The following is a 23,228-nucleotide window of genomic DNA, read 5'->3' as shown; positions in this document are numbered from 1 at the left end:
ATCTTTTTTGTTGTTTGTTTTAACACAAAAAAGATATAGTAATAGTTTAATAGTAAAATCCTTGTGGTTAATGCACAAATAATATAATATGTTAGAACAGCTTATAGAATTAGACAAAGAATTGTTTTTATTTTTAAATGGTTTAGGAACCCCAACTTGGGATGGTTTCTGGATGTTTTATACAACAAAAATAAATTGGATTCCGTTGTATGCACTTCTAATCTTTTTAATGTACAAAAGGCTAAACACTAAAATGTTTATATTAACGCTTATTGTTATAGCATTAATGATAACGTTTACAGATCAAGTAACAAATTTGTTTAAGCACGGTTTTAAACGTTTTCGACCATGCCACGAGCCTGGTGTAGCAGAAGCAATGCGTTTAGTGAAATTGGGGTGTGGTGGGCAATATGGATATTTTTCTGGGCATGCTTCTAACTCTATGGCAGTTGCTGTTTTTACAGGGTTAATGTTACGAGAAAAATATAAATATTTAATTTTTATATTACTTTTTTGGGCATTTGCAATGGCATACAGTCGTGTATACATTGGTGTACATTACCCTTTAGATATTGTTAGTGGAATGCTATTTGGAGCTTTGTCAGGTTTTGGGTTTTATAAGTTAGATAAGTATTTACAGCGTCGTTTTACGTTACAATAATTATTGTTTTCTAGAAACAATGTAATATGTGCTAAACAAACGTTTGTTATACTGTTTACTATCCTTTTTTGCAAAATTTAAATCGTAAGTAGTAATTTCTTTAACATCAAAATTAGTATTTAAAATAGTTTTTTGCTTCTCGGTCATATCGTTAACTAAAAGGCCAAACTCACTATCGGTAGGAAAAATATATTCCTTATTCTTTATAGGAATTTGTTTAATAATACCACCGTAATTCCAAATAGTTTCTGGAGCAATATAGTTATAAGCGTATAATTTAATACCGCGCATTTCATTTTCGGCTCTTAAATCGGAGATAGGTTTGTAAGCATCACTTTTTAAAGCTTCAATTAGTGGTAAACCAAAAACAAATACAGATGCAAAAAAGAATACTGTTAATAGGAAAACATTTTTAATTTGTTTTTTTAGTAATTGAATTATAAGGTAAACTCCAGTTACAGGGAATACAATAGCAGCAAATATAAACCAAGGATTTTGCAGTTCTATATTTAAAGCAAAAAATAAAACAAAAGGTAAGGCAATGGCTATTGTAGCAATAAGACCAAAATTGAAATAAACAGGAATAGTTTCTCGTTTATCTTTTAAGGTTATAAATTTCCTAAATAAATACTCGATATAAAAACCAATATTAAAAGCCAAAGGTATAAGTACAGGCATTAGATAACGTGATTTTTTTTCTGGGATAATAGAGAGTAATATTACTGCAAAAATAGTCCATAAAAAACTAAATTTGTAGGCTTTGTAATGAGATACTCTTGTTTTTAGATAAGGATACAGTAAACTTATAACAGCAGGAATAGTCCATAACCCGCTCTGCGTGAAAAAACTCCAGTAGTAATAAAAAGGTCTTACATTATAACTTGTCCAGTTTCCAGTTTCTTTACTAGTAATAGTATTAAAGGTTTCTGGATCTTGTAAGCGAACGTATAAATACCACCAACCACCTACTATAAGGGTTATAATAAGTATGCTAAACAACGCTGTTGTTTTTCGTTTTATATACTTGTATTTAAGACTAAAACCATAAGCTAATAAAAAAGGGAGTAGTAGGGCATAAATAGAAACAGGCCCTTTACACAATATAGACAACCCTATAAAAAAACCAGCTTGTAAGGCTACAGACCAATTGATTTGTTCTTTTTTAAAGAGTTTATTAAGGTTGTATATAGCAATAAGCATAAAACCATGAGCAAAAATGTCCCAAGGTGCTTCTATAGTTATACCAATAACATAAAATGAAGTCACAACAACCAACGCATTTACCATACTATGTAGTCTACTTTTTAATATACTACGCGATAAATAAAACATATAACTACCAACAATCATAACCATAAAAACTGCTGGTAAACGCATTCCAAAAATACTTTTTACTCCAAATATCATTGTAGATATGGCAGATAACCAAGTGGGTAAAGGTGGTTTTTGGTACCGTGCTTCTCCATTCATGGTTGTTAATATCCAATGGTCGTTTTCTATCATTTCTCTTGCTGTAATAAAATTACGAGCCTCCATAATAGTTACTTGTAAGGTGTCTAAATTAGGTAGTAACATGATAGCTACAAATAGACAAAGTAATAGAACAGGATATTTTTTTAAGATTTTAAGCATCTTGTTTCTTTAATAAAATAAGATTTCTAATATATATGGTTGCGCCTAAGATATGACCAACAAAAAGCACAGGATCTTTTCTAAAAATAGCATACGTTAAAATAAGTAGAGAACCTATAAGGCTTAAAGCCCAAAAACCTAGAGGCAAGGTAGATTCTTTTTTCTTTTCAGAATACAGCCATTGAAACACAAAACGTAATGTAAATACTATTTGAGAGACAATACCTAATGCCAATAACCAAAAGGGAATGTCTTCGTTTTTAAATAATAAAGTTACGTCTATTTTATTATTGTTATAATAAAAAATAACAACAAAAACAGGCATTAAAAAGAAAACCCATTGTAACAGCTTAGGTACTTTTTGCCATTGGTTTTGTAATTGTAAATTACGAATGTATATGTAATAGGTTAACCCTTGGCCTAACATAATGGCAAAATCGTTACGCAGATAACCATATATAAACAATAAAAAGGATGCCATTAAACTTAACGACCAAAATAGGCTAGGTGTAATAACTTTCTTTTGTTTTTCGCTAGTTATCCATTGTACTATTAATCGAGAAGAAAAAAGTAGTTGTGCTAAAAAACCAACGCTATATATAATCCAGTCACTCATTAACCTTTTTTAGCAATGGAGTAGTTAATATATTTTTTCTTCATCCAGAGGTAAGCAAAACAATCCATTAAAGGTCCTAAAAGCCTATTCCATAAACCATATTTAGCTTCGCCAGCAATACGCGGAAAGTGCTGTACAGGAATTTGTTTTATAGTACCATTTTGTAATAAAATCATTGCAGGTAGAAAACGATGTAACCCTTTAAACATAGGAATACGTTTTGCGTAATCGGTTTTTATTACTTTAAGTGGGCAGCCCGTATCGTCCATACCATCGTGAGTAAAACTTCTACGAATCCCATTGGCTATTTTAGACGACATGTTTTTTACAAAACTATCTTTTCTGTTAGCACGTACGCCCGTAACTAAATCATTAGGGCCAATATGCTCTAAAAGTAAGTTAAAGTCGGAAGGAGCAGTTTGTAAATCAGAATCGATATAACCTACTAATTCTGTTTCGGTATAATCAAACCCAGCTTTTATGGCGGCACTTAAACCTCTGTTTTCCTTAAATAGGATATATGAAAATTCTGGGTTACGACTACAAATGTCTTCTATTATGGCTTGACTCTTGTCTTTAGAGCCATCATTTACAAACAATATTTTAGTTGCCTTAGAAGCTATTTTTGTATAAGCTAGTAATTCTGTTTCAACTCGTAATAAATTGTCTTCTTCGTTATAAACGGGAACAACTATTGTAAAATGATAACTCATAAATTTTTATTAATCTTACAAATGTATTGTTTTTTTAAGAATAGAAAATGAGTATCAAATAAAATATGTTTCTTTGTAGTAAATAAGCACAATTTATGAGGGACAAAGTCTAGTTTATTTACTAGATTTAAAATGTAAATAATTACGTCGTTTTTTTAGTATAAATACAATAAGAAAATAACTTGACGTTTTAACATACAGACCTCATAATTTTAAGACATAAAATAGATATAATGAATATATTAGTAACAGGAGCATCTGGTTTTATAGGCTCTCACACTAGCGAGCGATTAAAAAGCTTAGGGCATCATGTTATCGGAGTAGATAACTTTAATGATTATTATAGCTTAGATTTAAAACAGTTAAATGCAAAAGCATTAAGCAGTCAAGGTGTTACTATTATAAATAAAGATTTAAGAGACGAGGATTTAGCAGAAGTTTTACCAAAAGATATTAATTATATATTTCATTTTGCGGCTCAGCCAGGGATTTCTGTAACTTCTACATTTGAAGATTACTTTACAAACAACATAATTGCAACAAAAAACTTAATAGATTATGCTTTACAGCTTAACAATTTAAAATTGTTTGTAAATATTGGAACGTCTTCAATTTATGGGCTTGAAGCTACGTTTCCAGAAAGTGTGGCGCCAAAACCAGCATCTCATTACGGTGTTACAAAATTAACAGCAGAACAATTAGTACTTCAAAAAAGTAGAGAACAACAGTTTGATGCCTGTTCATTACGATTATATTCTGTAATTGGTCCTAGAGAAAGACCCGAAAAAATGTATACCAAGTTAATTGCATGTGCATATAACGAAACTGCTTTTCCATTATATGATGGAAGTGCTGCTCATTTAAGAAGTTTTACATACGTAGGCGATATTGTAGATGGTATTGTAAGTGTTATCTCTAATGAAGCAAAAGTAAATGGAGAAATTATAAACCTAGGAACCGAAGTAGAACATACCACACAAGATGGAATCGATGCTGTTGAAGCGGTAATAGGAAAAAAAATAAATATAGATCATGTTGCAGCTAGAGCAGGAGATCAATTACGTACTAAGGCTAATATAGATAAAGCAAGAACGCTATTAAATTACAACCCGCAAACAACTTTACTAGAAGGGGTTAGAGCACAAGTAGAATGGTATAAAGCTAATTTTTTGTAAAATTAGCTTTATTCACTCTTCTTTAAAGCTTTATAATTTTATTTTTTATAGCATAAATAACTAAGCCAATTCTGTTTTTTACTTGCAGTTTAAAAAACAAGGCATCACGATAGCCATCTATAGTTTTTGGACTTAAAAACATTTTTTCAGCAATTTCTTTATAAGTTAATTCAGTGCAAACATGTTTTATAAATTCTATTTCTCTGTCTTTTAACTGTATTTTAGAATCTTTATAATCTTCATTTAAAGTACTAATAAGAAGATTAGAAATATCTTTAGTATGATAGTATCCATTATTTATAACTTCATTTAAAGCTTCCTCTAAAATACTTTTTTCTACATCCTTAAGTAAATACCCTTTGGCACCAGCTTTTAGCATTTTTATAATAGTATCTTCTTCTTCTTCAACAGAAAGTGCTATAACTTTAATATCTGGATAATTGGTTTTTAAATACTCTGTAGTTTCAATACCATTCATAATAGGCATATTAACATCCATGAGTACAATGTCTGGAATGTTTTTTGGGGTCTTTAGTTTTGTCACTAATTCTTTGCCATGTTTACATAAATATAAAACGTTAAAGTTATCAAACGAATTTACTAAACTACTTATCGCTTGCGATAATAGCATATGGTCTTCTACAATTACTATTTTATGTGTTTCCATTTGTAAGTGTATTAATATACATAATGTATATGTATAGAGGTGCCCTCTCCTACAACAGACTCTATTGTAGCTTTGGCATTAATAAGTTGTGCTCTTTTGCAAATATTGGTTAAACCAATACCTACACTATCTAAATTGTCTTTATCGAACCCTTTACCATTATCTCTGGCTGTAATATCTATACTTGTTTCTCTATAATCTATAATAACATTTAGTTCTGTTGCTTTGGCATGTTTTATAGTGTTAGAAAAGAACTCTTGTAATATTCTAAAAAATACAATTTCTACTTCTGGGTTTAATTTTTTTTGTTCTCCTATTATTTCTAGCTTGGCATCTATATACTGAATGCGATTAAATCTATTTATTTCTTGGTCTACAGCAGTTACCAAAGAAATGTTTTTTAAAGCTTCTGGATTTATAGCTTTAGATAAGGTTCTTAGTTCTTTTAATCCTTTATTTAATGTTTCTAAAACCGACTCAATAGTATCGCCGTTTTGCAATTGTATTTTTGCAAGTGTTATTAATTGTCCAATATTATCATGAAGCTCCCAACTAATGTTTCTAAAGGTTTCTTCTCTAATTTCTATTTGGGTTTTTCCTATTTCTTGCTCAAAACGTTTTTCTGATTCTTTTTGTTCTAATAAAAGAATATTTTTACGCTTCTGAAAGATTATAAATAATATTATAATAATGATACAGAGAAAAACTAAAGTACCAACGGCTATTAAAATAGTTAATTGCCCTATGTCGTTTGAATCTTCTGTCATAAATTTATAATATTAATATTTACTATCTTTTTCACTACAAATAAATCCTATAATAAAACAGATATACATAACAATATATAAAATAAAACTAACAAGTTTTATTAAAGAATCATAAGCAACTACATCTTCGTCCCAGTAATTAATGATGAATCTAACGGGGATAGTTCCTGCAAAAATTAATAATAAACCTACACTAACCCAGAATAATAAGTTTTTAGAAACATATAAGACTTTATTAGTGTTTAAAATTTCTGAGAAGTAAAAAATTATGGATGTTATAATTAATGAACCACCAATGATATAGGGAGTTACTTGAATTTCTTGCAAGTAGTCTTGGTTAAAACCATTAATAAAAAAACTAATTACGTAAATAATATGAAACAAGGTAATCCATTTTTTATGCTTATTCTCTTTTACATATCTCCTAAATAATAAAAATAAAAACGAAAAATAAATCAAATAATAAATATTGTAGAGTAGAGTATTATTTATGCTTGTATATACTCTTATATAATATCCTAAAGATTCATTGATTACAGCATACCACAATACTAATAGTAAATACTTTAAAACTGTATGTTTATACTTATAATAGTATATACTACCAGTTATTGCAGTAATATATACTATTATTGTACCTATTTTTGAAAGTAAATCTACTAGATTTTTAATATCCATATATATAAACTATTATTCATCATCTTTAGGTGGCGGAGCCAAATTAAACTCATTTAAAATGGTCTTAGTTGTATTATTTTCTTGAGCTGCAGCTGCTGTTGAGCTACTAATAGCTTGAGAGGAACGAGCTGCAGTTTTTTGTAGCCCATTAGTTTTATTATACAAAGTCATTCTATCCTCTTTTTTATAATCTATCATTAAATTTTCAAGCGGAATAAAGTCTCCCTTAATAGGATCATTAGGTGTATAAGGCTGTATAACAAAAGGCAAATGATTCATAATGTTAAACTCTGGATCATTAAAATTTGTTTTTACAGTTGGTACCATAAAACTCGTTTGATTTCCTGGGTACTTTTCGTTTGTTCTATTAGGATAAGCAGCAAAATAAACACGTATACCAGAAACATCTTTATCTCTGTTTTTTCTTTGAATTCGCTCTAAATATTTAATGTACGCTTTCATTTTATCTAGTGAGATCCATACAAATTGGGTGTCTTCAAAATCATCATGGTATACATCTTTTAACTTGTCTTCAAATAAATCCAACCTAAGAGAATCGTATTGCTGTTTTATTGCTAATGCGCGTTCTTTTGTAATAAGGTGGCCTTGTAACGTTTCATTAGGATTACTTGGGTAATCTATATTTGGAAGCGACTTACAGCCAGTTACAATAATTAATAACAGTGTTAGTATAATAACTAACGAGGGATAAAATTTTTTCATAATTATGGAGGGTTTTTGGTTTATGCAAATTTAGTATAATTATAAGTAGTTTCAACGTGATTAAAAAACACAAGTATTTATGTTTGTTTTCAAGTGATTGATAATCAGTGTTTTGGGTTTATTTATTATAAATAATAGGGTGTTTTTCCTTATATTAAATAGGTAATATCCTTTATGCAAAAAGAGTTTAAGGTTAATAGTATTTTTTGTTTTTGTAAAATATTATATGTATTTGACTCTCTGTTGATTATACCATTTAATATACCTTTAAGTGTTTCCCCTTAAACCTACAAAAGTCTTTTCCCTCTTTTAAAGCCGTTAAAAAAATAAAAGAAATAGGTTTTAAGCTGTTGATTTTAAGTGGTGTAGTATGCAAATTTGTAGTGTATTTAAAATAATAAAATACGCTATTAATAATAAAACATACTAATTATGAAAACAAAAAAACTTAAAGCACTAGTACTTTTTTTACTATGTATGTGTGCATGTGGTCCAATAAAAGACCAAACAGGAATTAAAGGAGAACGAAATTGTGGAACCATGAACGGTTACCAAGAACGTATAAAGAATGATGCAGAATTTGCCAGAAACGAACGTAATTTAGAAAATACAATTACTAACTATGTCGAGAATATAAGACAAGGCGGTTTATCTAACTTTAGATCTCAAGTCGTTACTATACCAGTAGTAGTGCATGTGGTATATAATACAAGTGCAGAAAACATATCAGATGCACAAATACAAAGTCAAATAGCAAATTTAAATCGAGATTTTAGACGTAACAATGCAGATGCAAGTACAATACCATCTGCTTTTAGTGGCTTAGCTGCAGATTCTAAAATTGAATTTAAATTAGCGCAAAGAGACGAAAACTGTAATCCAACTACTGGAATTACAAGAACAAATACTAGTACAGTTACATTTAGCTTTAATCCATTTGCAGCTACGGAAACGTCAAGAAACCCTGTGAAATTTGCGAGTAGTGGAGGAGTAGATGGTTGGGACTCTAGCCAATATTTAAATATGTGGGTTTGTAATTTATCGGGTACACTTTTAGGTTACGGTTCTTTTCCTTCAGATTTAGCCTCTAGGCCAGATGAAGATGGTGTGGTAATGGATTATCAATATTTTGGTGATACAGGAACAGCAACAGCTCCTTTTGATATGGGAAGAACAGCAGTACATGAAATTGGGCATTGGCTAAATTTAAGGCATATTTGGGGTGATGATGGTAACGCTTGTACAGGAAGTGATCAGGTTGCAGATACACCAAACCAAGCAGGTCCTAATTATAGTTGTCCATCTTTTCCATCAATAACTTGTGGTAATGGGCCAAACGGCGATATGTATATGAATTTTATGGATTATGTAAACGACGATTGTATGACGATGTTTACATTAGGACAGTCTGAACGTATGGACGCTGTATTGTATACAACAAGAGCCAGTATTGTAAGTTCTCAAGGCGATATACCACCGCCAGCAATAGCAGGAGCCGATTTATTCTCTAAAGATACAGATGCAGATGTTGGAAATGAACCTAATAATGAATCTACTAGGTTTTATAGAAGCGAAGATATGTGGGTAAGAAACACAAACGATGGCTTAACTAATGAAGAACACCAAAACCCAATAGGTGGAGCTACAAACTACGTGTATGTAAAAGTACGTAATAGAGGTTGTACTACATCTGCAAGCGCTAATGTAAGATTATATTGGGCGAAGGCATCTACAGGGTTAAGTTGGCCAACACCATGGGATGGAAGTGTAGGGTCTCCAGTTTATGGGTCGCCTTTAGGCGTACAACCTACTGGGGCAGTAAGTGGTTCTGGTTATACTATTTTAGAGTTTCAATGGAATAATACACCAAACCCTAATGACTATGCTGCTTTTGGAGCAGATAAAGCGCACTTTTGCCTATTATCTAGAATAGAAACAAGTAGTACGGCTCCTTATGGAATGACTTCTCCAGAAACTACCAATTTAGGTAATAATGTTAAAAATAATAATAATATAGTTTGGAAAAATGTAACAGTAAGTATTCCTTCAGGAGGGCGATATGCTTCTGTACTGGTCTCTAACTATACAAGAACACCAAAGGTATATACACTACGATTCGATATTCCAAGAATTAAAAATATATTAAATAACGGTGAATTATATATTAGCCCAGAGAGCCCTTTAATAAAATACCTAAAAGAAACAGGGCAATTAAAAACTAAAGGAATAGAACAAACCAATAGAGGCTATTTAGTAGCGGATAGAAATGCACAATTATTAGATTTTAAATTAGACAGTTCACAAACGTTAGCCTTAGATATAGAATTTATTACAAACCCAGAGCGCTTAAAGTATAATAAAGCTGTTTTTGAATTTGAAGTTGAACAATATAATAAGCAAAAACAAATAGGAGGTCAACATTTTGCTTTTAAAGTAGAAAAACAAAAATAATAATAAACTTATAACAGTAAGAGGTACTTAGTAATAGTATTATTATCAATAGAATTACATTCTATAGCACAAAAAAGGAGTGTTAGTAGTTATGGTTAGCTTGGAGCGTATTCTGTTTATAATAGGAGGAATACTATTATTAATGTGCCTCTTTATTTAATATAAAGGACCTCTATGTAAGCTTTTTTAAGAATTGAAGCTTAAGTATTTTACTTGCATACAAATACTATTTTAAATTCAATAAATAATCGGCTGCAGCAAAGGGCGTCGTTTTATTAGCTTCAATTAAAGCTAACTGTTTATTAAGTTCTGCTTTTATAGTAGAATGGTTAAAAAAATCATGTTTTAACTGCTCTTCAATAGTTTGTAATAACCAAAATTTATTTTGCTCGTTACGTTTAGTATCAAAATAGTTATTTGTAGAGGTTATAGAAATATATTCGGTAATAATATCCCAAATAGTATCTATCCCTTCTTTATTAATGGCGCTACAAGTTGTTACTTTAGGTTGCCAACTAGAAGCTTTTTCAGGATATAAATGTAAGGCACGATTAAACTCTACTTTTGCAAGTTTTGCCCGCTTTATATTATCGGCATCTGCTTTATTAATAGCAATAGCATCTGCCATTTCAATAATACCGCGTTTTATACCTTGTAACTCATCTCCAGCACCAGCTAATTTTAAGAGTAAAAAGAAATCTACCATACTATGTACAGCCGTTTCGCTTTGCCCTACACCAACAGTTTCTATAATAATGGTATCGAAACCAGCGGCTTCGCATAATATAATGGTTTCACGTGTTTTACGAGCTACACCACCGAGCGAATCGCCAGAAGGAGAAGGTCTAATAAAAGCATTTTTGTTTTTAACTAAATCCTCCATTCGGGTTTTGTCCCCTAGAATGCTTCCTTTTGTTAATGTGCTACTTGGGTCTACAGCAAGTACAGCAACTTTTTTACCAACACTAGTTAAGTAATTACCAAAAGCTTCAATAAAAGTACTTTTTCCAACACCAGGAACTCCCGTTATACCAACTCTAACCGATGCATTAGCATGAGGTAAACACTGCTTAATAATGGCGTTTGCTTTTTCTAAATGCTTACTGTTTCTACTTTCTACTAAAGTAATAGCTCTACTTAATGCAGTAATATCTCCTTTAATAATGGCTTTAACTAAATCCTCTGCACTAGGTTGCGTTCTACGTTTTAATTTAATCTTAGAGATAGACGAGGCATTGGTTATTTCTGGAGGAGAAATACCATCGTTTTCCTTTAACGCAGATTTTTTAGACTCTAAATTCAATATCTATTTTATTTTAAAGGCACAACAATTTTAGTGTCATCCCAAGCCATGGTTAACGATAAATTATCTGTAGAATTATCAAAAGCAATGGTAAACTGTTCTACTGTAGTGTTAAGTTTTTGTACGGGAGCAGTATAAACGACAACATCAAAATCTGGGTTTCTCATGGCTTTCATAGTTTCATCTACACCCCATTTATATTGTTTAGAGTTAAAAATAACATCCCAAGAATCATTATTAGGAATCGTCCAAAGTGTATATTTCCCTTCAGGAAGTATTTTCCCATTAATGTTTAATGCTTTATTGGTTTCAAAAGTAGTTGCTTCGTTTGCTCCTGTTCTCCATACCTCATTAAAAGGAACTAAAGCACCAAACACCACACGATTTCTTTTAGAGGGTCTATTATAAAACACTTCTAACTCAATATCATCTACAGAAAAACTTACAGTTTTCTTAGGACTTAAAGGTTTATTAAATATACCTCCAGTAAAATAGGAGTAACAAAATACACCTACAGCAACTACGGATAATAGAACTATAAGGCGCTTTAAAAAAATGCTCATTACGTTAAAAATTTGAAAGGATAAAGATACTTCAAAAAAATACAGTTTATAAATAATAACTGTTATAAAAACGCAAAATTTTGTAGCTTTCTTATAGATTTAGAAAAAAAATGTAACTTTTTTGCAACACAAGAATTTTTGTGTCGTCTTTAGTGAGAACAACAACCAAAAACCAAAAGTGAAAATAGTCTCGACAGATATTATTAAGTTGTGTAAGCAAAACAATCGTAAAGCGCAATTACAATTGTATAATAAGTATTGCGATGGTATGTATTGTGTAGCCAGACGCTTTATAGCTAATACAGCCGAGGCAGAAGATGTAGTGCAAGAATCATTTATTAAGGCCTTTTCTAAACTGCATCAATTTAAAGGGGATGTTACTTTTGGAGCTTGGTTAAAACGTATTGTTATTAATAAAAGTATAGACTATCTAAAACTAAAAAAGCAACGCTTAGTAGAGTTAGATGAGGTGCACCTAAAAGTCGTAGATACTGTAGATAATAGCAAATGGTTAGTAGAAGACGATACAACCCTAGATGATATTAAAAGTGCAATAGAGCGATTGCCCGATAAATATAAATATGTGGTTATGCTTTTTTTAATAGAAGGGTACGACCATCAGGAAATTGCAGAGATATTAAAGATATCGGCAGTAGCATCAAGAACACAATTATCTAGAGGAAAAATAAAATTACAAGATTTATTAAAACAAAAAAGCTATGGCTAGAGATATAAGAGAATTGTTTGAGGAGGATAGCAAACTAACAAATGAAAAAATGAAGCAAGGACACGAAGCTCGTTTTTTAGATAAGTTAGATACAGCCTTACCACAACAAAACAAACCTAAGTTTAGCTGGTTAAATATAGCGGCAAGCATCGTAATTATTTTAGGAATAAGTTATGGCGCATATAAAGTATTTAATGGAGATACAGAAACGATAGAGCCTATAGAAGTTGTAAATAAAGGCGAAGACTCTAAAAAAGAATCTGAAGCAAAAAAAATTACAACATTAGGAGATATTTCTCCAGAATTTAAAAAGGTTGAAGACTATTATGTAGCTAACATTAACTTAGAGCTATCTAAAGTAAAAATAACACCAGAAAATAAAGAATTATTTGATGGTTACATAGCTAAACTAGAAGAGCTAAATACAGAATATAATAGACTGTCTTTAGAACTAGCAAACGGACCAGATGAGTTAACCGTAAATGCATTAATAAATAACTTGAAATTACGTTTAAACCTAATGTATCGCCTTCAAGAGCAATTAAAACGATTAAAAACTATAGAAGCAGAACAAGCTTAAAAGAGAGCATGTTATTAATTATAATCGTATAAAACATAACAAAAAAAATCAAAAAACGAATAGGTAATGTAGATTATATTTTGCATTGCAATTAAAACCAAAACAATGAAATTTTTAAATATAAAATTAATCACCATTTGCTTGTTGACATTTAGTCTGTCTGCTCAGCAAAAACTAGAGAAAGCATCGCAGTCTATAAAAGCAAATAAAGATGTTGTTATAAACCTAAATACAACACATACAGACATAGAAGTCGATACCTGGAATAAAAACTATATAGAAGTAGAAGCCTATATGGAAAGCGATAAATTAACAAAAGAGCAATTGCAGAAAGCATTAAAAGCTTGGAAAGTAAATATTAATGGAACAACAGATGAGGTAACAATAGAATCTAACAAATCTGGAGGGTTATGGGAAATAACTGAAATGCGTAATTTAGATAACACCTCTCTAGAAGCCTTAAAAAACTTAGAAGGGCAGTTAGCCGAAATGCCAGTAATTACAGAAATGCCAGAACTACTTGTAGAACTAGAAAGCTTAAAAGCACTTGAAAATTTAAAAGCATTAGAGAATGTAGCAGTAATTCAAGAAGAATTATTACAAGCAAATATGCCTAAATTACCAGAATTGCCAGAATTACCAGAAGGAATATCTAATGTTAACTTTGATTACGATAAGTATAAAGATGAAGGAGAAAAATACTTAGAGCAATGGAGTAAAACTTACGAGAAAAAGTATGGTAAAGAATACAAAGAAAAAATGAAAGCCTGGGCCAAGGAGTTTAGTAAAGTAGACTTTAAAGCCTATGAAAAGGAAATGGAAGCATGGGGAAAAGCGTTTGGAGAAAAATTTAGCCAAAAATTTAATGGCGATTTTGAAAAGAAAATGGAAGCATGGGGTGAGAAATTTGGAAAAGAGTTTGGAGAAAAGTTTGGGAAGAAAATGGAAGCATGGGGAAAAGACTTTGAAAAAAACTTTGCAGAGAAAATGGAAGGAAACACTTTAATTATTGAAGAACGAGCTAAAGCCTTAGAAAGAGAACATGAAGAATATGCAAGATTACTTGAAGAAAAGGCAGCTGGAAATAATAATTTATTTTTTGAAGGAGCAGCAAATCAAAAAGTAAGAAAGGTAATTAAAATAAAAATGCCTAAAAAAGCTAAACTAAAACTAAACGTTAAGCATGGAGAACTTAAAATGGTTTCGGTAATACATAACCCAAAAGGGAACATTGCGCATGCAACATTACAAGCAGATAACATTAATGGAAGTGATACTTCCATTAATGTATCTTACTCAGATATAAATGTAAGCGATTGGGCAGAAGGGGAGTTAGAGCTAAATTATGTTGAGAATGCTATGTTGAAAAGTGTAAATAATATTATTTTAAATTCTGTATCCTCAAATGTAATAGTCAATCGTTTAGGAGGGAATACTGTAATAAATGGTAGTTTTGGCGATTTAATAATTAAAGATATTTTACCATCATTTAATAATTTAAACCTTGTTTTAGAAAATAGCGAAGCTTCTCTTAAATTACCAAAATCTACAGATTTTAATTTAATTTTTAAAGGAAAACGATCGCTGTTTAATAATAAAAATATAAGTAAAACAACCATAAAAAACACTCCAAATAATAGCATGAATACAAATAAAACTATTGTAATAAATGCAAAATACAGTAGTGTTATAGCACAATAACTTTCCTTTTTAGTACAAAAACTATTTGAGCTTATTATTATATTAGCTCAAAAAAACTACCACTTATTTAGATAGCTCTAAACAGGATTCTTACCTGTTGTTAATCTAGACATTGCACACTTATAAAGTGTTTCCTTTTTAGCTTGTAAACTATTCTTTCATAATAAATTATAAAAAGAAACAATTTGTTATTAATATTTAATAGATATTATAAATGTGTTTTTCTGAAAAACTAATACATATTTATAATTAACTTTTAAGAATAAAATAACATTAAAGAAAATTTTGTTTGAAGTATTTATAGCTACTTTTACAAGCCTAAAAAATAAATACATGAAACAATTTTACTTACTATTATTTTCTTGTTTAACAATTTCTTTAATACAAGCACAAATAGTTAATATTCCAGACACAGCTTTTAAGAATATTCTTTTAGAGAATGATTGTGTTGATACTAATAATGACAATATTGGAGATAGTAATATTGACTTAAATAATGATGGTGAAATTCAATTAAATGAGGCATTAGCTGTAATAAGCCTAGTAATTCCTAACAATGAATATTTAGATACAGCTACAAGTTCACTTACTTATATTGCAGATTTTACAGGATTAGAAGCATTTTCTAACATGGAAAAACTAACTATAGATACCTCTGCTAATAATACTATTACAACTCCATTAGTGTCTGTAGACCTTGGAGATAATAACCAAAACCTTAGAGAAATAAGAATACCAGATTACAGAGGTTTAAATAATTTTAATTTAGGAACTAAGCCAAATTTAGAACTTTTAGAAATTTTTAATGCTTTACAGTTAAATGCAATAGATTTTAGTGGAGCAGTAAATTTAGAAACACTGTATTTAGGGATGACGGTTTTAACAAACGTAGATCTCTCTCAGAATGTAAACTTAATTAGTTTTAATATAGATATGTTTGGAGGTACAAATTTAGATTTTTCTCAAAATCTAAACCTAGAAACTATAGGCATATCTTATCCAAATGGATTATCAACTATAGATGTTAGTAATAATATAAACTTAAAAAACTTAAGTACTATTGGAGCTTTCGATTTACTAAATATAGATGTGTCAAATAATACACTATTAGAGACTTTAAATGCATCACAAAATTTTGCATTAGAAACATTAAATATTAAAAATGGTAGCGTATTATCAAATTTAGAATTCCCAGACTCAAGCATGTTAGGATCTGTATGTGTTGATAATGAAGAGTTAAATGATGTGGCAGCATTGGTTAGCCAATATGGTATTACTAACTGTATTGTTAACACATACTGTTCGTTAGACCCAGGAGGAGCTATTTTTACTGTAGAAGGGGTAAATAGGCTAGATTTAAATAACAATGGCTGTGATGTAGGTGATGCATTTTTTCCAGAATTACAGTTTAATATTGCTAATGGTGGTAATAATAGTATTGCTTTTTCTAATAATTCGGGAAATTACAATTTATCTCTTTATGAAGGTGAAAGTACTATAACACCTCAATTAGAAAATAGTGCTTATTTTTCTACTATTCCAACGAGTATCGTTGTCGATTTTCCAACAGATAATAGCCCTAATGTTCAAGATTTTTGTATAGTACCTAACGGTGTTCATGATGATTTAGAAATAACTATTGTACCAGTAGTGCAGGCAAGACCTGGCTTTAATGCTCCTTATAAGTTAATATATAAAAATAAAGGTAATACAACACTGTCTGGAGATATTACGTTTAATTATAGTAATAATTCTAATGAGACAAATTTTTTAAGTGCAAGCCCAAGCCCAGTTAATGATACAAATGGTATTTTATTGTGGAATTATACTAATTTATTACCTTTTGAAACGAGAACGATAGATATAACAATGGATTTAAATACACCAACAAATCCTAACTTCCCACTAAATGGAGGTGATATTTTATCATATATAGCTGAAATTACCCCAATTGCTAATGATGAAACAGAAGGAGATAATTCAATGTCGTTAAGGCAGTTAGTTGTGAATTCTTTTGACCCTAATGATAAAACTTGTTTAGAAGGAGAGGAGATAGAAGAAAGTACAGTTGGAAAATATTTACATTATTTAATTAGATTTGAAAATACAGGAACAGCAAATGCTATAAATATTGTAGTAAAAGATATAATAGATCAAACTAAATATGATGTAACATCTTTAATACCTTTAAATGCAAGTCATAGTTTTGTAACGAGAATTCAAAACACAAATGAAGTAGAATTTATATTTGAGAATATAAACTTACCATTTGATGACGCAAATAATGATGGTTATGTTTTATTCAAAATAAAAACACTGCCAACTTTAGTAGAAGGAGATATATTTAGTAATACAGCCGAAATCTATTTCGATTTTAATTTTCCAATTATTACAAATGACGAAGAAACTCTAATTGTAACTAATAGTTTAAGTGTTGTAGAGTTTAATGAAGGAGATGTAAAAGTTTCTCCAAATCCAGTGCAGAATGAATTAATTATTGAAACTAAATCTAATTTAAAAGAGATTGCTATTTATAATTCTAATGGTCAATTAGTAATTAGAGCTAAGAATGAAACATTAAAATTAGTATCTAAAATAGATACAAGTAAATTGACAGCAGGCCTTTATTTTACTATGCTTAAAACAGATAAAGGGGTAGTGACTAGAAAAATAATTAAAGAGTAAGTTATTTAACACTTTTTTCCATGGCTTTAAAGTAGATAATAAAAGTTTCTGCTTCAATATCGTATTGAATATGCCCATTAAGCTGTTCGGTTAAAACATAAACTAGTTTCATTCCTAACGAATTGCTCGATTCAAAATCGAAATCTTTATTTACACCATTACCATTATCTAAATAAATTAATTCAAAAATATCTTCTTTTTTAGTAATAGAAATTTTAATCTTATTTATACTTTTTTTAGAAAAGGCATACTTATAAGAATTAGTTACTAACTCGTTAATAATTAAACCAAGATTAGCGGTAGTATCTGCTCCAAAAATTAAATCCTCTGGAACATTAATTTCTTTTGAAACATAGACTTCTTTTCCGCCAATAGTATTCTCAACAAAAGCAATAAGCTGTACTATATACTCTTTAGTTTTAATATCTTGTAGAGAGGCGCTATTGTATAACTTCTCGTGAACCAAAGACATCGATTGTATTCTATTTCTACTCTCTTCTAAAGCTTTTATAATTTTTTCATCTTGGTATTCATCTTCTTGTAATTCTAATAAACCAGAAATCATTTGCATGTTATTTTTTACCCTATGATGAATCTCTTTTATTAAAGTTTGATTTTTATGTAAGCTATGTTCTAAAGCTTCATTTTTTAATTCTATTTCTTTATTAGCAGCCTTTAACCCAGCATTAAGTTTTTTATTTTTAGATAACTGAAATAATAATATAATAGAAAATAACATAAAAACGGCATACCAAGAGTACGATAACCACATAAAAGCATTATTTATAGTAGGCGTCTCTTTGTAAGCACTTGTAATATTTAAGTTTAAACCATAAAGGTTAATACTAGACGAAATAATATCTTTATTTAAGAAATCAAAGTTTTGGTAAAATTCAAGATCTCTATTAGTATTGTAAATTTTGGTACCATCGTAAACAGCTTCTCTAGATAAATCTATAGTATTATTTATTGTAAATTGATGTATAAACTGGAGGTCTATATCATTGTCATAAAATGTATTTAATAAATATTTTACATCTACAATAGGAGATATGTAACCAACAACTTCATTCTCATAGTTTTTTGCAGAAAAATTAAACGGAAAACCAGCCCAGCCCTCTTTTAAATTAATGGGAGGGAAAAGGCTAATGCTATCTTGCATCATTAACTCTTCAAGTTTTTTTAATTCTTCTTTTGGTCTAAAATCTCTGGCAGAAACTCCTTTTAAATTCGATGGGTCTATTTGGTTTGGCGAGATAACATATTTAATAACATGGGCTTTATCAACATAATTTACCAACAAAGAATCATTAAATTTTAAGTCTCTAAGAAGGTCGTGTAAGTAGTTTTGAATTTGTTCTTCTTTAGGAAATTCTTTAGAATTTTTTACATACCCTCTTATAGAAGATACAAGTGTTGCATAGTTATCAATTCTAGATTCTGCATCAGAGACAGCATTTAGGTGAATTTTATTTAACTTATCTATTTGTTTTTGCTTCTCTGTATTATTATAAGAGTTAATTAGATGCTGCAATACAACCCCTCCAACAATGAGCGCTATTATTAATATAATGTGATATTTAAGGTGTTTCACAATTTATGGTTGCTTGTGCGAGGGAAGAATACATTTTCAATACTGAATAAATGCGATAACGAAAGTAAAAATATAATTCAATTTAACAATAAGATAGCGCTGTTTTTTTTATGTTTTCTAACTATAAATCAACATTTTAATTAAGTTAGTGTAACAAAATTACTAGTACTATTACACTGTTTGTTGGCTATTTAGTTTCTTTCTAAATTAAAAAACAGGTATTTATACTTGGTTTTTTAAAAGAACAGAAAAGTACATTTATAAAGCTTAAAAATTACATATAAATTGACTAACTTAAATATAACCAAATTATGAGTGGAGATAAAATATCAAGATTAGGATTATCCAACAAAGAAATGGCTAGTAAATATGGCCCATTGTCAGGATTAATTGGTACATGGTCTGGTAATCAAGGTGTAAACCTTATAGCCGTTCCAGACCAAAAGGGGAGTTTTACTCTTTTAGTAGCGCCTTATTACGAAACCTTAACTGTAACCGCTTTAAGTAGCCCAACACCAAATAGAGGTTTAAAAACTATAGAAAATATACCTACCTTAATGTATAGTTTAATGATTCATGATGCTACAAATAATGAATTAATGCATGCCGAAAATGGTATATGGGAACTATTAGATGGCTCAAAAGATAACGATGGATACAATTTAGCAAGAATCTCCACAGTACCACATGGCGATGCTATTATGGCTCTAGGAAACGCTACAGAAACCAAAGGAAGACCAAATATAGATTCTAACTTAAGTTCTTCTCCAGTATTAGATTTTCCTACGTTTGGTTATGGAGAAGCAGTATACAACGATGTATATGTTCCAGGGTTTATTACAAGAAAACCAAATCAATACCTTATAGATCATTTAGATAAACAAGAAAAAGAGGGGAAAACTGTAATAAGTAGTATTAATCTAAATGTAAGTACAGCTAACAATGGAGGTATTAACAATATACCATCAATAAATAAAAATGCAGATGCTACAGCCTTTAATAGTACTTTTTGGATAGAAACTGTACAGAATTCTAAAACAGGGAGAACTTTTCAGCAATTACAATATTCACAAAACACTAACATTAATTTTCCTGTAAAAGGGACACCAAAGGGAAAAACAATTGGTTGGCCTCACATTAATGTTAATACTCTAATTAAACAATAATAATATGCTTACACCAGAAAAACTAGAAGATTTACGTAAACATTTACAAACAGCTGTAGAAGTAGAGTTAAGTACAATACCATTATACTTATATACCTATTATTCTATAAACCGCACCCCAACTTTAAAAATTAAAGACGAAAAAAGAGCTAATGAAATAAATACCTTTGCAAACAAAGCAGGAGGCGTATTAATGAGTGTTGCAGTAGAAGAAATGTTACACCTATCATTAGCCAGTAATATTTTAAAATCGTTAGGAGGTTCTCCTGCAATTTATAATAAATCCCCTAAAAGCTATCCAACAAACTTATTGCATCATAAAGATGGGTTTTCTATAGGATTATCAAAACTAACGCAATCACAGCTTCAAAAATTTATGGATGTTGAAAAACCAGCGCCAGTAGAAGAAAAACCAGAAGGAGACCAATGGGAAACATTAGGGCAGTTTTATGAGTATATTGCTAATTTAGTAAAACAAACAGAACCATGGGATTATACTAATCCAGACAACCAATTAGTAGATGGAAGAGGTTATTATGCACCAAATAATATAGACACAGTATATGCTAAAGATGCTGCACAGTCTGCATCTACAGTAGAATATGCTAATAGTGATGATAGTGGAGGATTAAAACAAATTAAAAATAAAGAAGATGCTTTAGCAGCTATAACAGAAATCTCAGAACAAGGAGAAGGTTTTCGCACAAGCCCTTCGCATGAGTATGACGATCCCTCACATCAAGAAGACAGTCACTGGTATAAGTATAGCGAACTAAATACCAAGTTCTTTGACTTAGAGCTAACAGAAGAAGAAAAATCACAATTTATACACAATTTTCCAGAGAATCCAAAAGCTAGTGATTTGTCAGACGATTATAAGCTTATTGTAGATTTAAATAATGCTGTTTATTCGTATTTATTATGGATGACAGAAATGAGTTTTACACTACAAGGTACAGCACAATCTAGTATGTTTTATATAGGGATGCATAAAGGAATGATTTTTATTTTAGATAAAATTATAGGAGGTATGCGTAATTTAACCTACCAAGGAGCAGATAAAAAAACATACCATTTATCTCCTAGTTTTGAAAACTTTGAATTTACATCTAAAGAATTAGCAAAAAGTGAGTTAGTAGCATTAGCAGAATTGGTTTCTGCAGCTAACCCTAAACTTGGATGGGATGGTATTGTAGGAAGAATAAAAGACCTTCCAGATGTAAATGTTATTGGAAATAAAGTAAGTTTTGCCTAAATTTAAAACGATATAAATAATTATGAAAAATATTATATATAGCCCTATAAACGACGAAAAAAGCTCTGGATCTAGCTGTGGTACAAAACCATCAGGAGGATGTGGTACAAAGCCATCGAGCTGTAGTACACCATCTGGACCAAGTGTTATTCCAAACCCAAAAGAATTACATGCCTGTATGGGTTTAAATGCTTGTAAAGGTCATGACCGATTAGGAACTAATGATTGTGCAGGAATGGGAGAATGTGCTACTGCTTCTATGCATTCTTGCCACACATTAAACGATTGTAGAAATCAAGGCGGTTGTGGATTATATGGCACACCAGACGAACAAAACAATCCAGGAAACAATTCCTGTTCATGGCAAGGCTCATGCGCAGTGCCAATTAATGCAGAACGTTTTTCTACCGAAGGACCAAATCGAGGAAAAAGTGTATGGAAACGAGCAAGAGTGGTTTTTGAAGAAAAAATGCTTGAAGCCAACAGACAATTTGGAGATTCTCCAATGGAAGGAGGTCCAACCATGGACTACATAAATAAAAACTTTACTGGCTATGCAGCTTGCGGTGCAAGTGGCTTAAGTGGAGGAGGAACTTGTTCTTAAACAGTTATAATTTGAAGCAAAATACAATAAAAGACACCCTAAAATCCCTTCCAAATCTTGGCTTGGGATTAGGGTTACGTCACACGCACTTTCAACACATATTAGCACATTTTCCAGAAGTAGATTGGTTCGAGATTATTTCGGAAAACTTTATGTATTCTCATGGGAAACCTAGATACATTTTACAGCAAATAGCAGAACGTTACCCCATAGTTATGCATGGGGTATCTATGTCTATAGGCAGTACAGAACCATTAAATACAGATTATTTAAAAAAACTTAAAATTTTGGCAGAAGAGGTTAAGCCAAAATGGATTAGTGACCATTTGTGTTGGACAGGAGTTTTAGGTGCTAATACACACGATTTATTGCCCTTACCATTAACCGAAGAAACTTTAAAGCATGTATGTAGTAGAGTTGAAACTGTGCAAGAGTATTTAAAAAGACCACTAATAATAGAAAACCCTAGTACTTATTTAGATTTTAATCAATCTACAATACCAGAAGCAGAGTTTTTAAAATTAATGGTTGAGCAAACTGGGTGTGGGCTGTTATTAGACGTAAATAATACTTACGTAAGTTGCTTTAATTCTGGCGAAGACCCGATAAAATATATTAAAACATTACCACACGAATCTATTGTACAAATGCATCTAGCAGGACATCAAAACTGTGGTACACATATAATAGATACCCATGACAGAAAAGTAACTAAGGAAGTTTGGGAACTGTTTCATTTAGCATGGACATTAACAGGAGGAACAGCTACATTATTAGAATGGGATGGTAATATACCATCATTTGAAGATTGTATTAAAGAATTGCATAAAGCAAAAGATTACATGCTGAGTCCAACAGGGAATTCTGCAATAGCTGTAGATACTTTAAATAAAACGGAAGAATTATCTACACCTATAGACTTTATGGTTAACCCTTTAATGGGGGAAACAATACACTCTAATTAGTT

Annotated in this window: 21 protein-coding genes; 11 read left to right on the top strand and 10 right to left on the bottom strand. The window is 30.5% G+C overall.

Translation table 11 applies throughout. The annotated features are described in order from the left end of the window. Nucleotides 1-88 precede the first annotated feature (88 nt). A complete protein-coding gene (locus ACVC08_RS13040) occupies nt 89-661 on the top strand; it encodes a phosphatase PAP2 family protein (protein WP_452602336.1) in 573 nt (190 codons plus the stop codon). Here ACVC08_RS13040 and ACVC08_RS13035 read toward each other — a convergent pair whose 3' ends face one another. The 3 genes from ACVC08_RS13035 to ACVC08_RS13025 are packed head-to-tail and all read right to left on the bottom strand — an operon-like array spanning nt 662 to nt 3,622. After that, nucleotides 662-2,293 carry an ArnT family glycosyltransferase gene (locus ACVC08_RS13035; RefSeq protein WP_452602335.1) on the bottom strand — a complete coding sequence of 544 codons (1,632 nt, stop codon included), beginning with the start codon at nt 2,291-2,293 and terminating at the stop codon, nt 662-664. Next, the gene (locus ACVC08_RS13030) at nt 2,286-2,909 is read right to left on the bottom strand and encodes a lipid-A-disaccharide synthase N-terminal domain-containing protein (protein ID WP_452602334.1); all 624 of its coding nucleotides are present in this window, start codon (nt 2,907-2,909) and stop codon (nt 2,286-2,288) included. The genes ACVC08_RS13035 and ACVC08_RS13030 overlap by 8 nt, the downstream gene beginning before the upstream one ends. Next, on the bottom strand, nt 2,909-3,622 hold the full coding sequence (locus ACVC08_RS13025; protein ID WP_452602333.1) for a glycosyltransferase family 2 protein: 714 nt from the start codon (nt 3,620-3,622) through the stop codon (nt 2,909-2,911). Before ACVC08_RS13025 ends, ACVC08_RS13030 begins: the two co-directional genes overlap by 1 nt. Before the next feature lie 233 nt (nt 3,623-3,855). On the opposite strand from ACVC08_RS13025, the gene ACVC08_RS13020 reads away from it, so the two are divergent. Next, nucleotides 3,856-4,797 (top strand): NAD-dependent epimerase/dehydratase family protein, encoded by a 942-nt coding sequence (locus ACVC08_RS13020; RefSeq protein WP_452602332.1) that lies wholly within the window; start codon nt 3,856-3,858, stop codon nt 4,795-4,797. Nucleotides 4,798-4,819: 22 nt separating this feature from the next. Here ACVC08_RS13020 and ACVC08_RS13015 read toward each other — a convergent pair whose 3' ends face one another. The 4 genes from ACVC08_RS13015 to ACVC08_RS13000 are packed head-to-tail and all read right to left on the bottom strand — an operon-like array spanning nt 4,820 to nt 7,632. After that, complete coding sequence (locus tag ACVC08_RS13015) at nt 4,820-5,464, bottom strand: response regulator (RefSeq protein ID WP_452598806.1); 645 nt, start codon at nt 5,462-5,464, stop codon at nt 4,820-4,822. An 11-nt stretch (nt 5,465-5,475) separates the two neighbouring features. After that, nucleotides 5,476-6,231 carry a sensor histidine kinase gene (locus ACVC08_RS13010; protein WP_452602331.1) on the bottom strand — a complete coding sequence of 252 codons (756 nt, stop codon included), beginning with the start codon at nt 6,229-6,231 and terminating at the stop codon, nt 5,476-5,478. A gap of 12 nt (nt 6,232-6,243) precedes the next feature. Further along, nucleotides 6,244-6,909 carry a hypothetical protein gene (locus ACVC08_RS13005; protein ID WP_452602330.1) on the bottom strand — a complete coding sequence of 222 codons (666 nt, stop codon included), beginning with the start codon at nt 6,907-6,909 and terminating at the stop codon, nt 6,244-6,246. Nucleotides 6,910-6,921: 12 nt separating this feature from the next. Further along, nucleotides 6,922-7,632 (bottom strand): hypothetical protein, encoded by a 711-nt coding sequence (locus ACVC08_RS13000; protein WP_452602329.1) that lies wholly within the window; start codon nt 7,630-7,632, stop codon nt 6,922-6,924. 432 nt (nt 7,633-8,064) lie between these two features. Here ACVC08_RS13000 and ACVC08_RS12995 point away from each other — a divergent pair, with 432 nt between their 5' ends. After that, nucleotides 8,065-10,083, top strand: a complete 2,019-nt coding sequence (locus ACVC08_RS12995; RefSeq protein WP_452602328.1) for a zinc metalloprotease — start codon at nt 8,065-8,067, stop codon at nt 10,081-10,083. A 226-nt stretch (nt 10,084-10,309) separates the two neighbouring features. Here the strand turns inward: ACVC08_RS12995 and meaB are convergent, their stop codons facing one another. Further along, the gene (gene meaB, locus ACVC08_RS12990; RefSeq protein WP_452602387.1) at nt 10,310-11,389 is read right to left on the bottom strand and encodes a methylmalonyl Co-A mutase-associated GTPase MeaB; all 1,080 of its coding nucleotides are present in this window, start codon (nt 11,387-11,389) and stop codon (nt 10,310-10,312) included. A gap of 5 nt (nt 11,390-11,394) precedes the next feature. Beyond that, nucleotides 11,395-11,949 carry a DUF2911 domain-containing protein gene (locus ACVC08_RS12985; RefSeq protein ID WP_452598810.1) on the bottom strand — a complete coding sequence of 185 codons (555 nt, stop codon included), beginning with the start codon at nt 11,947-11,949 and terminating at the stop codon, nt 11,395-11,397. Between the two features lie 184 nt (nt 11,950-12,133). On the opposite strand from ACVC08_RS12985, the gene ACVC08_RS12980 reads away from it, so the two are divergent. From ACVC08_RS12980 to ACVC08_RS12965, 4 genes are all read left to right on the top strand, one after another. Continuing rightward, nucleotides 12,134-12,676: an RNA polymerase sigma factor gene (locus ACVC08_RS12980; RefSeq protein ID WP_452598814.1), complete on the top strand. Its 543-nt coding sequence runs from the start codon at nt 12,134-12,136 to the stop codon at nt 12,674-12,676. After that, on the top strand, nt 12,669-13,256 hold the full coding sequence (locus ACVC08_RS12975) for a hypothetical protein (protein WP_452602327.1): 588 nt from the start codon (nt 12,669-12,671) through the stop codon (nt 13,254-13,256). Before ACVC08_RS12980 ends, ACVC08_RS12975 begins: the two co-directional genes overlap by 8 nt. A 105-nt stretch (nt 13,257-13,361) precedes the next feature. Next, the gene (locus ACVC08_RS12970; protein ID WP_452602326.1) at nt 13,362-14,957 is read left to right on the top strand and encodes a hypothetical protein; all 1,596 of its coding nucleotides are present in this window, start codon (nt 13,362-13,364) and stop codon (nt 14,955-14,957) included. 333 nt (nt 14,958-15,290) lie between these two features. Beyond that, nucleotides 15,291-17,642, top strand: coding sequence for a T9SS type A sorting domain-containing protein (locus ACVC08_RS12965; RefSeq protein WP_452602325.1), 2,352 nt, complete (start codon nt 15,291-15,293; stop codon nt 17,640-17,642). Nucleotide 17,643: 1 nt separating this feature from the next. Here the strand turns inward: ACVC08_RS12965 and ACVC08_RS12960 are convergent, their stop codons facing one another. Next, nucleotides 17,644-19,236, bottom strand: a complete 1,593-nt coding sequence (locus ACVC08_RS12960; RefSeq protein ID WP_452602324.1) for a sensor histidine kinase — start codon at nt 19,234-19,236, stop codon at nt 17,644-17,646. 311 nt (nt 19,237-19,547) lie between these two features. Between ACVC08_RS12960 and ACVC08_RS12955 the strand changes: the two genes are divergently transcribed. From ACVC08_RS12955 to bufB, 4 genes are read left to right on the top strand one after another with little or no spacing between them, the layout of a single operon-like run. After that, nucleotides 19,548-20,402 carry a heme-binding protein gene (locus ACVC08_RS12955; protein ID WP_452596798.1) on the top strand — a complete coding sequence of 285 codons (855 nt, stop codon included), beginning with the start codon at nt 19,548-19,550 and terminating at the stop codon, nt 20,400-20,402. Between the two features lie 4 nt (nt 20,403-20,406). Further along, nucleotides 20,407-21,657 (top strand): ferritin-like domain-containing protein, encoded by a 1,251-nt coding sequence (locus ACVC08_RS12950; RefSeq protein ID WP_452602323.1) that lies wholly within the window; start codon nt 20,407-20,409, stop codon nt 21,655-21,657. Between the two features lie 22 nt (nt 21,658-21,679). Then, nucleotides 21,680-22,261 carry a hypothetical protein gene (locus tag ACVC08_RS12945; RefSeq protein WP_452602322.1) on the top strand — a complete coding sequence of 194 codons (582 nt, stop codon included), beginning with the start codon at nt 21,680-21,682 and terminating at the stop codon, nt 22,259-22,261. A gap of 11 nt (nt 22,262-22,272) precedes the next feature. After that, nucleotides 22,273-23,226 carry an MNIO family bufferin maturase gene (gene bufB, locus ACVC08_RS12940; protein WP_452602321.1) on the top strand — a complete coding sequence of 318 codons (954 nt, stop codon included), beginning with the start codon at nt 22,273-22,275 and terminating at the stop codon, nt 23,224-23,226. Nucleotides 23,227-23,228 lie beyond the last annotated feature (2 nt).

Source organism: Pontimicrobium sp. MEBiC06410, from assembly GCF_053601615.1.
The sequence above is the reverse complement of the archived record's forward strand: the minus strand, read 5'-3'. Positions and strand labels throughout refer to the sequence as shown.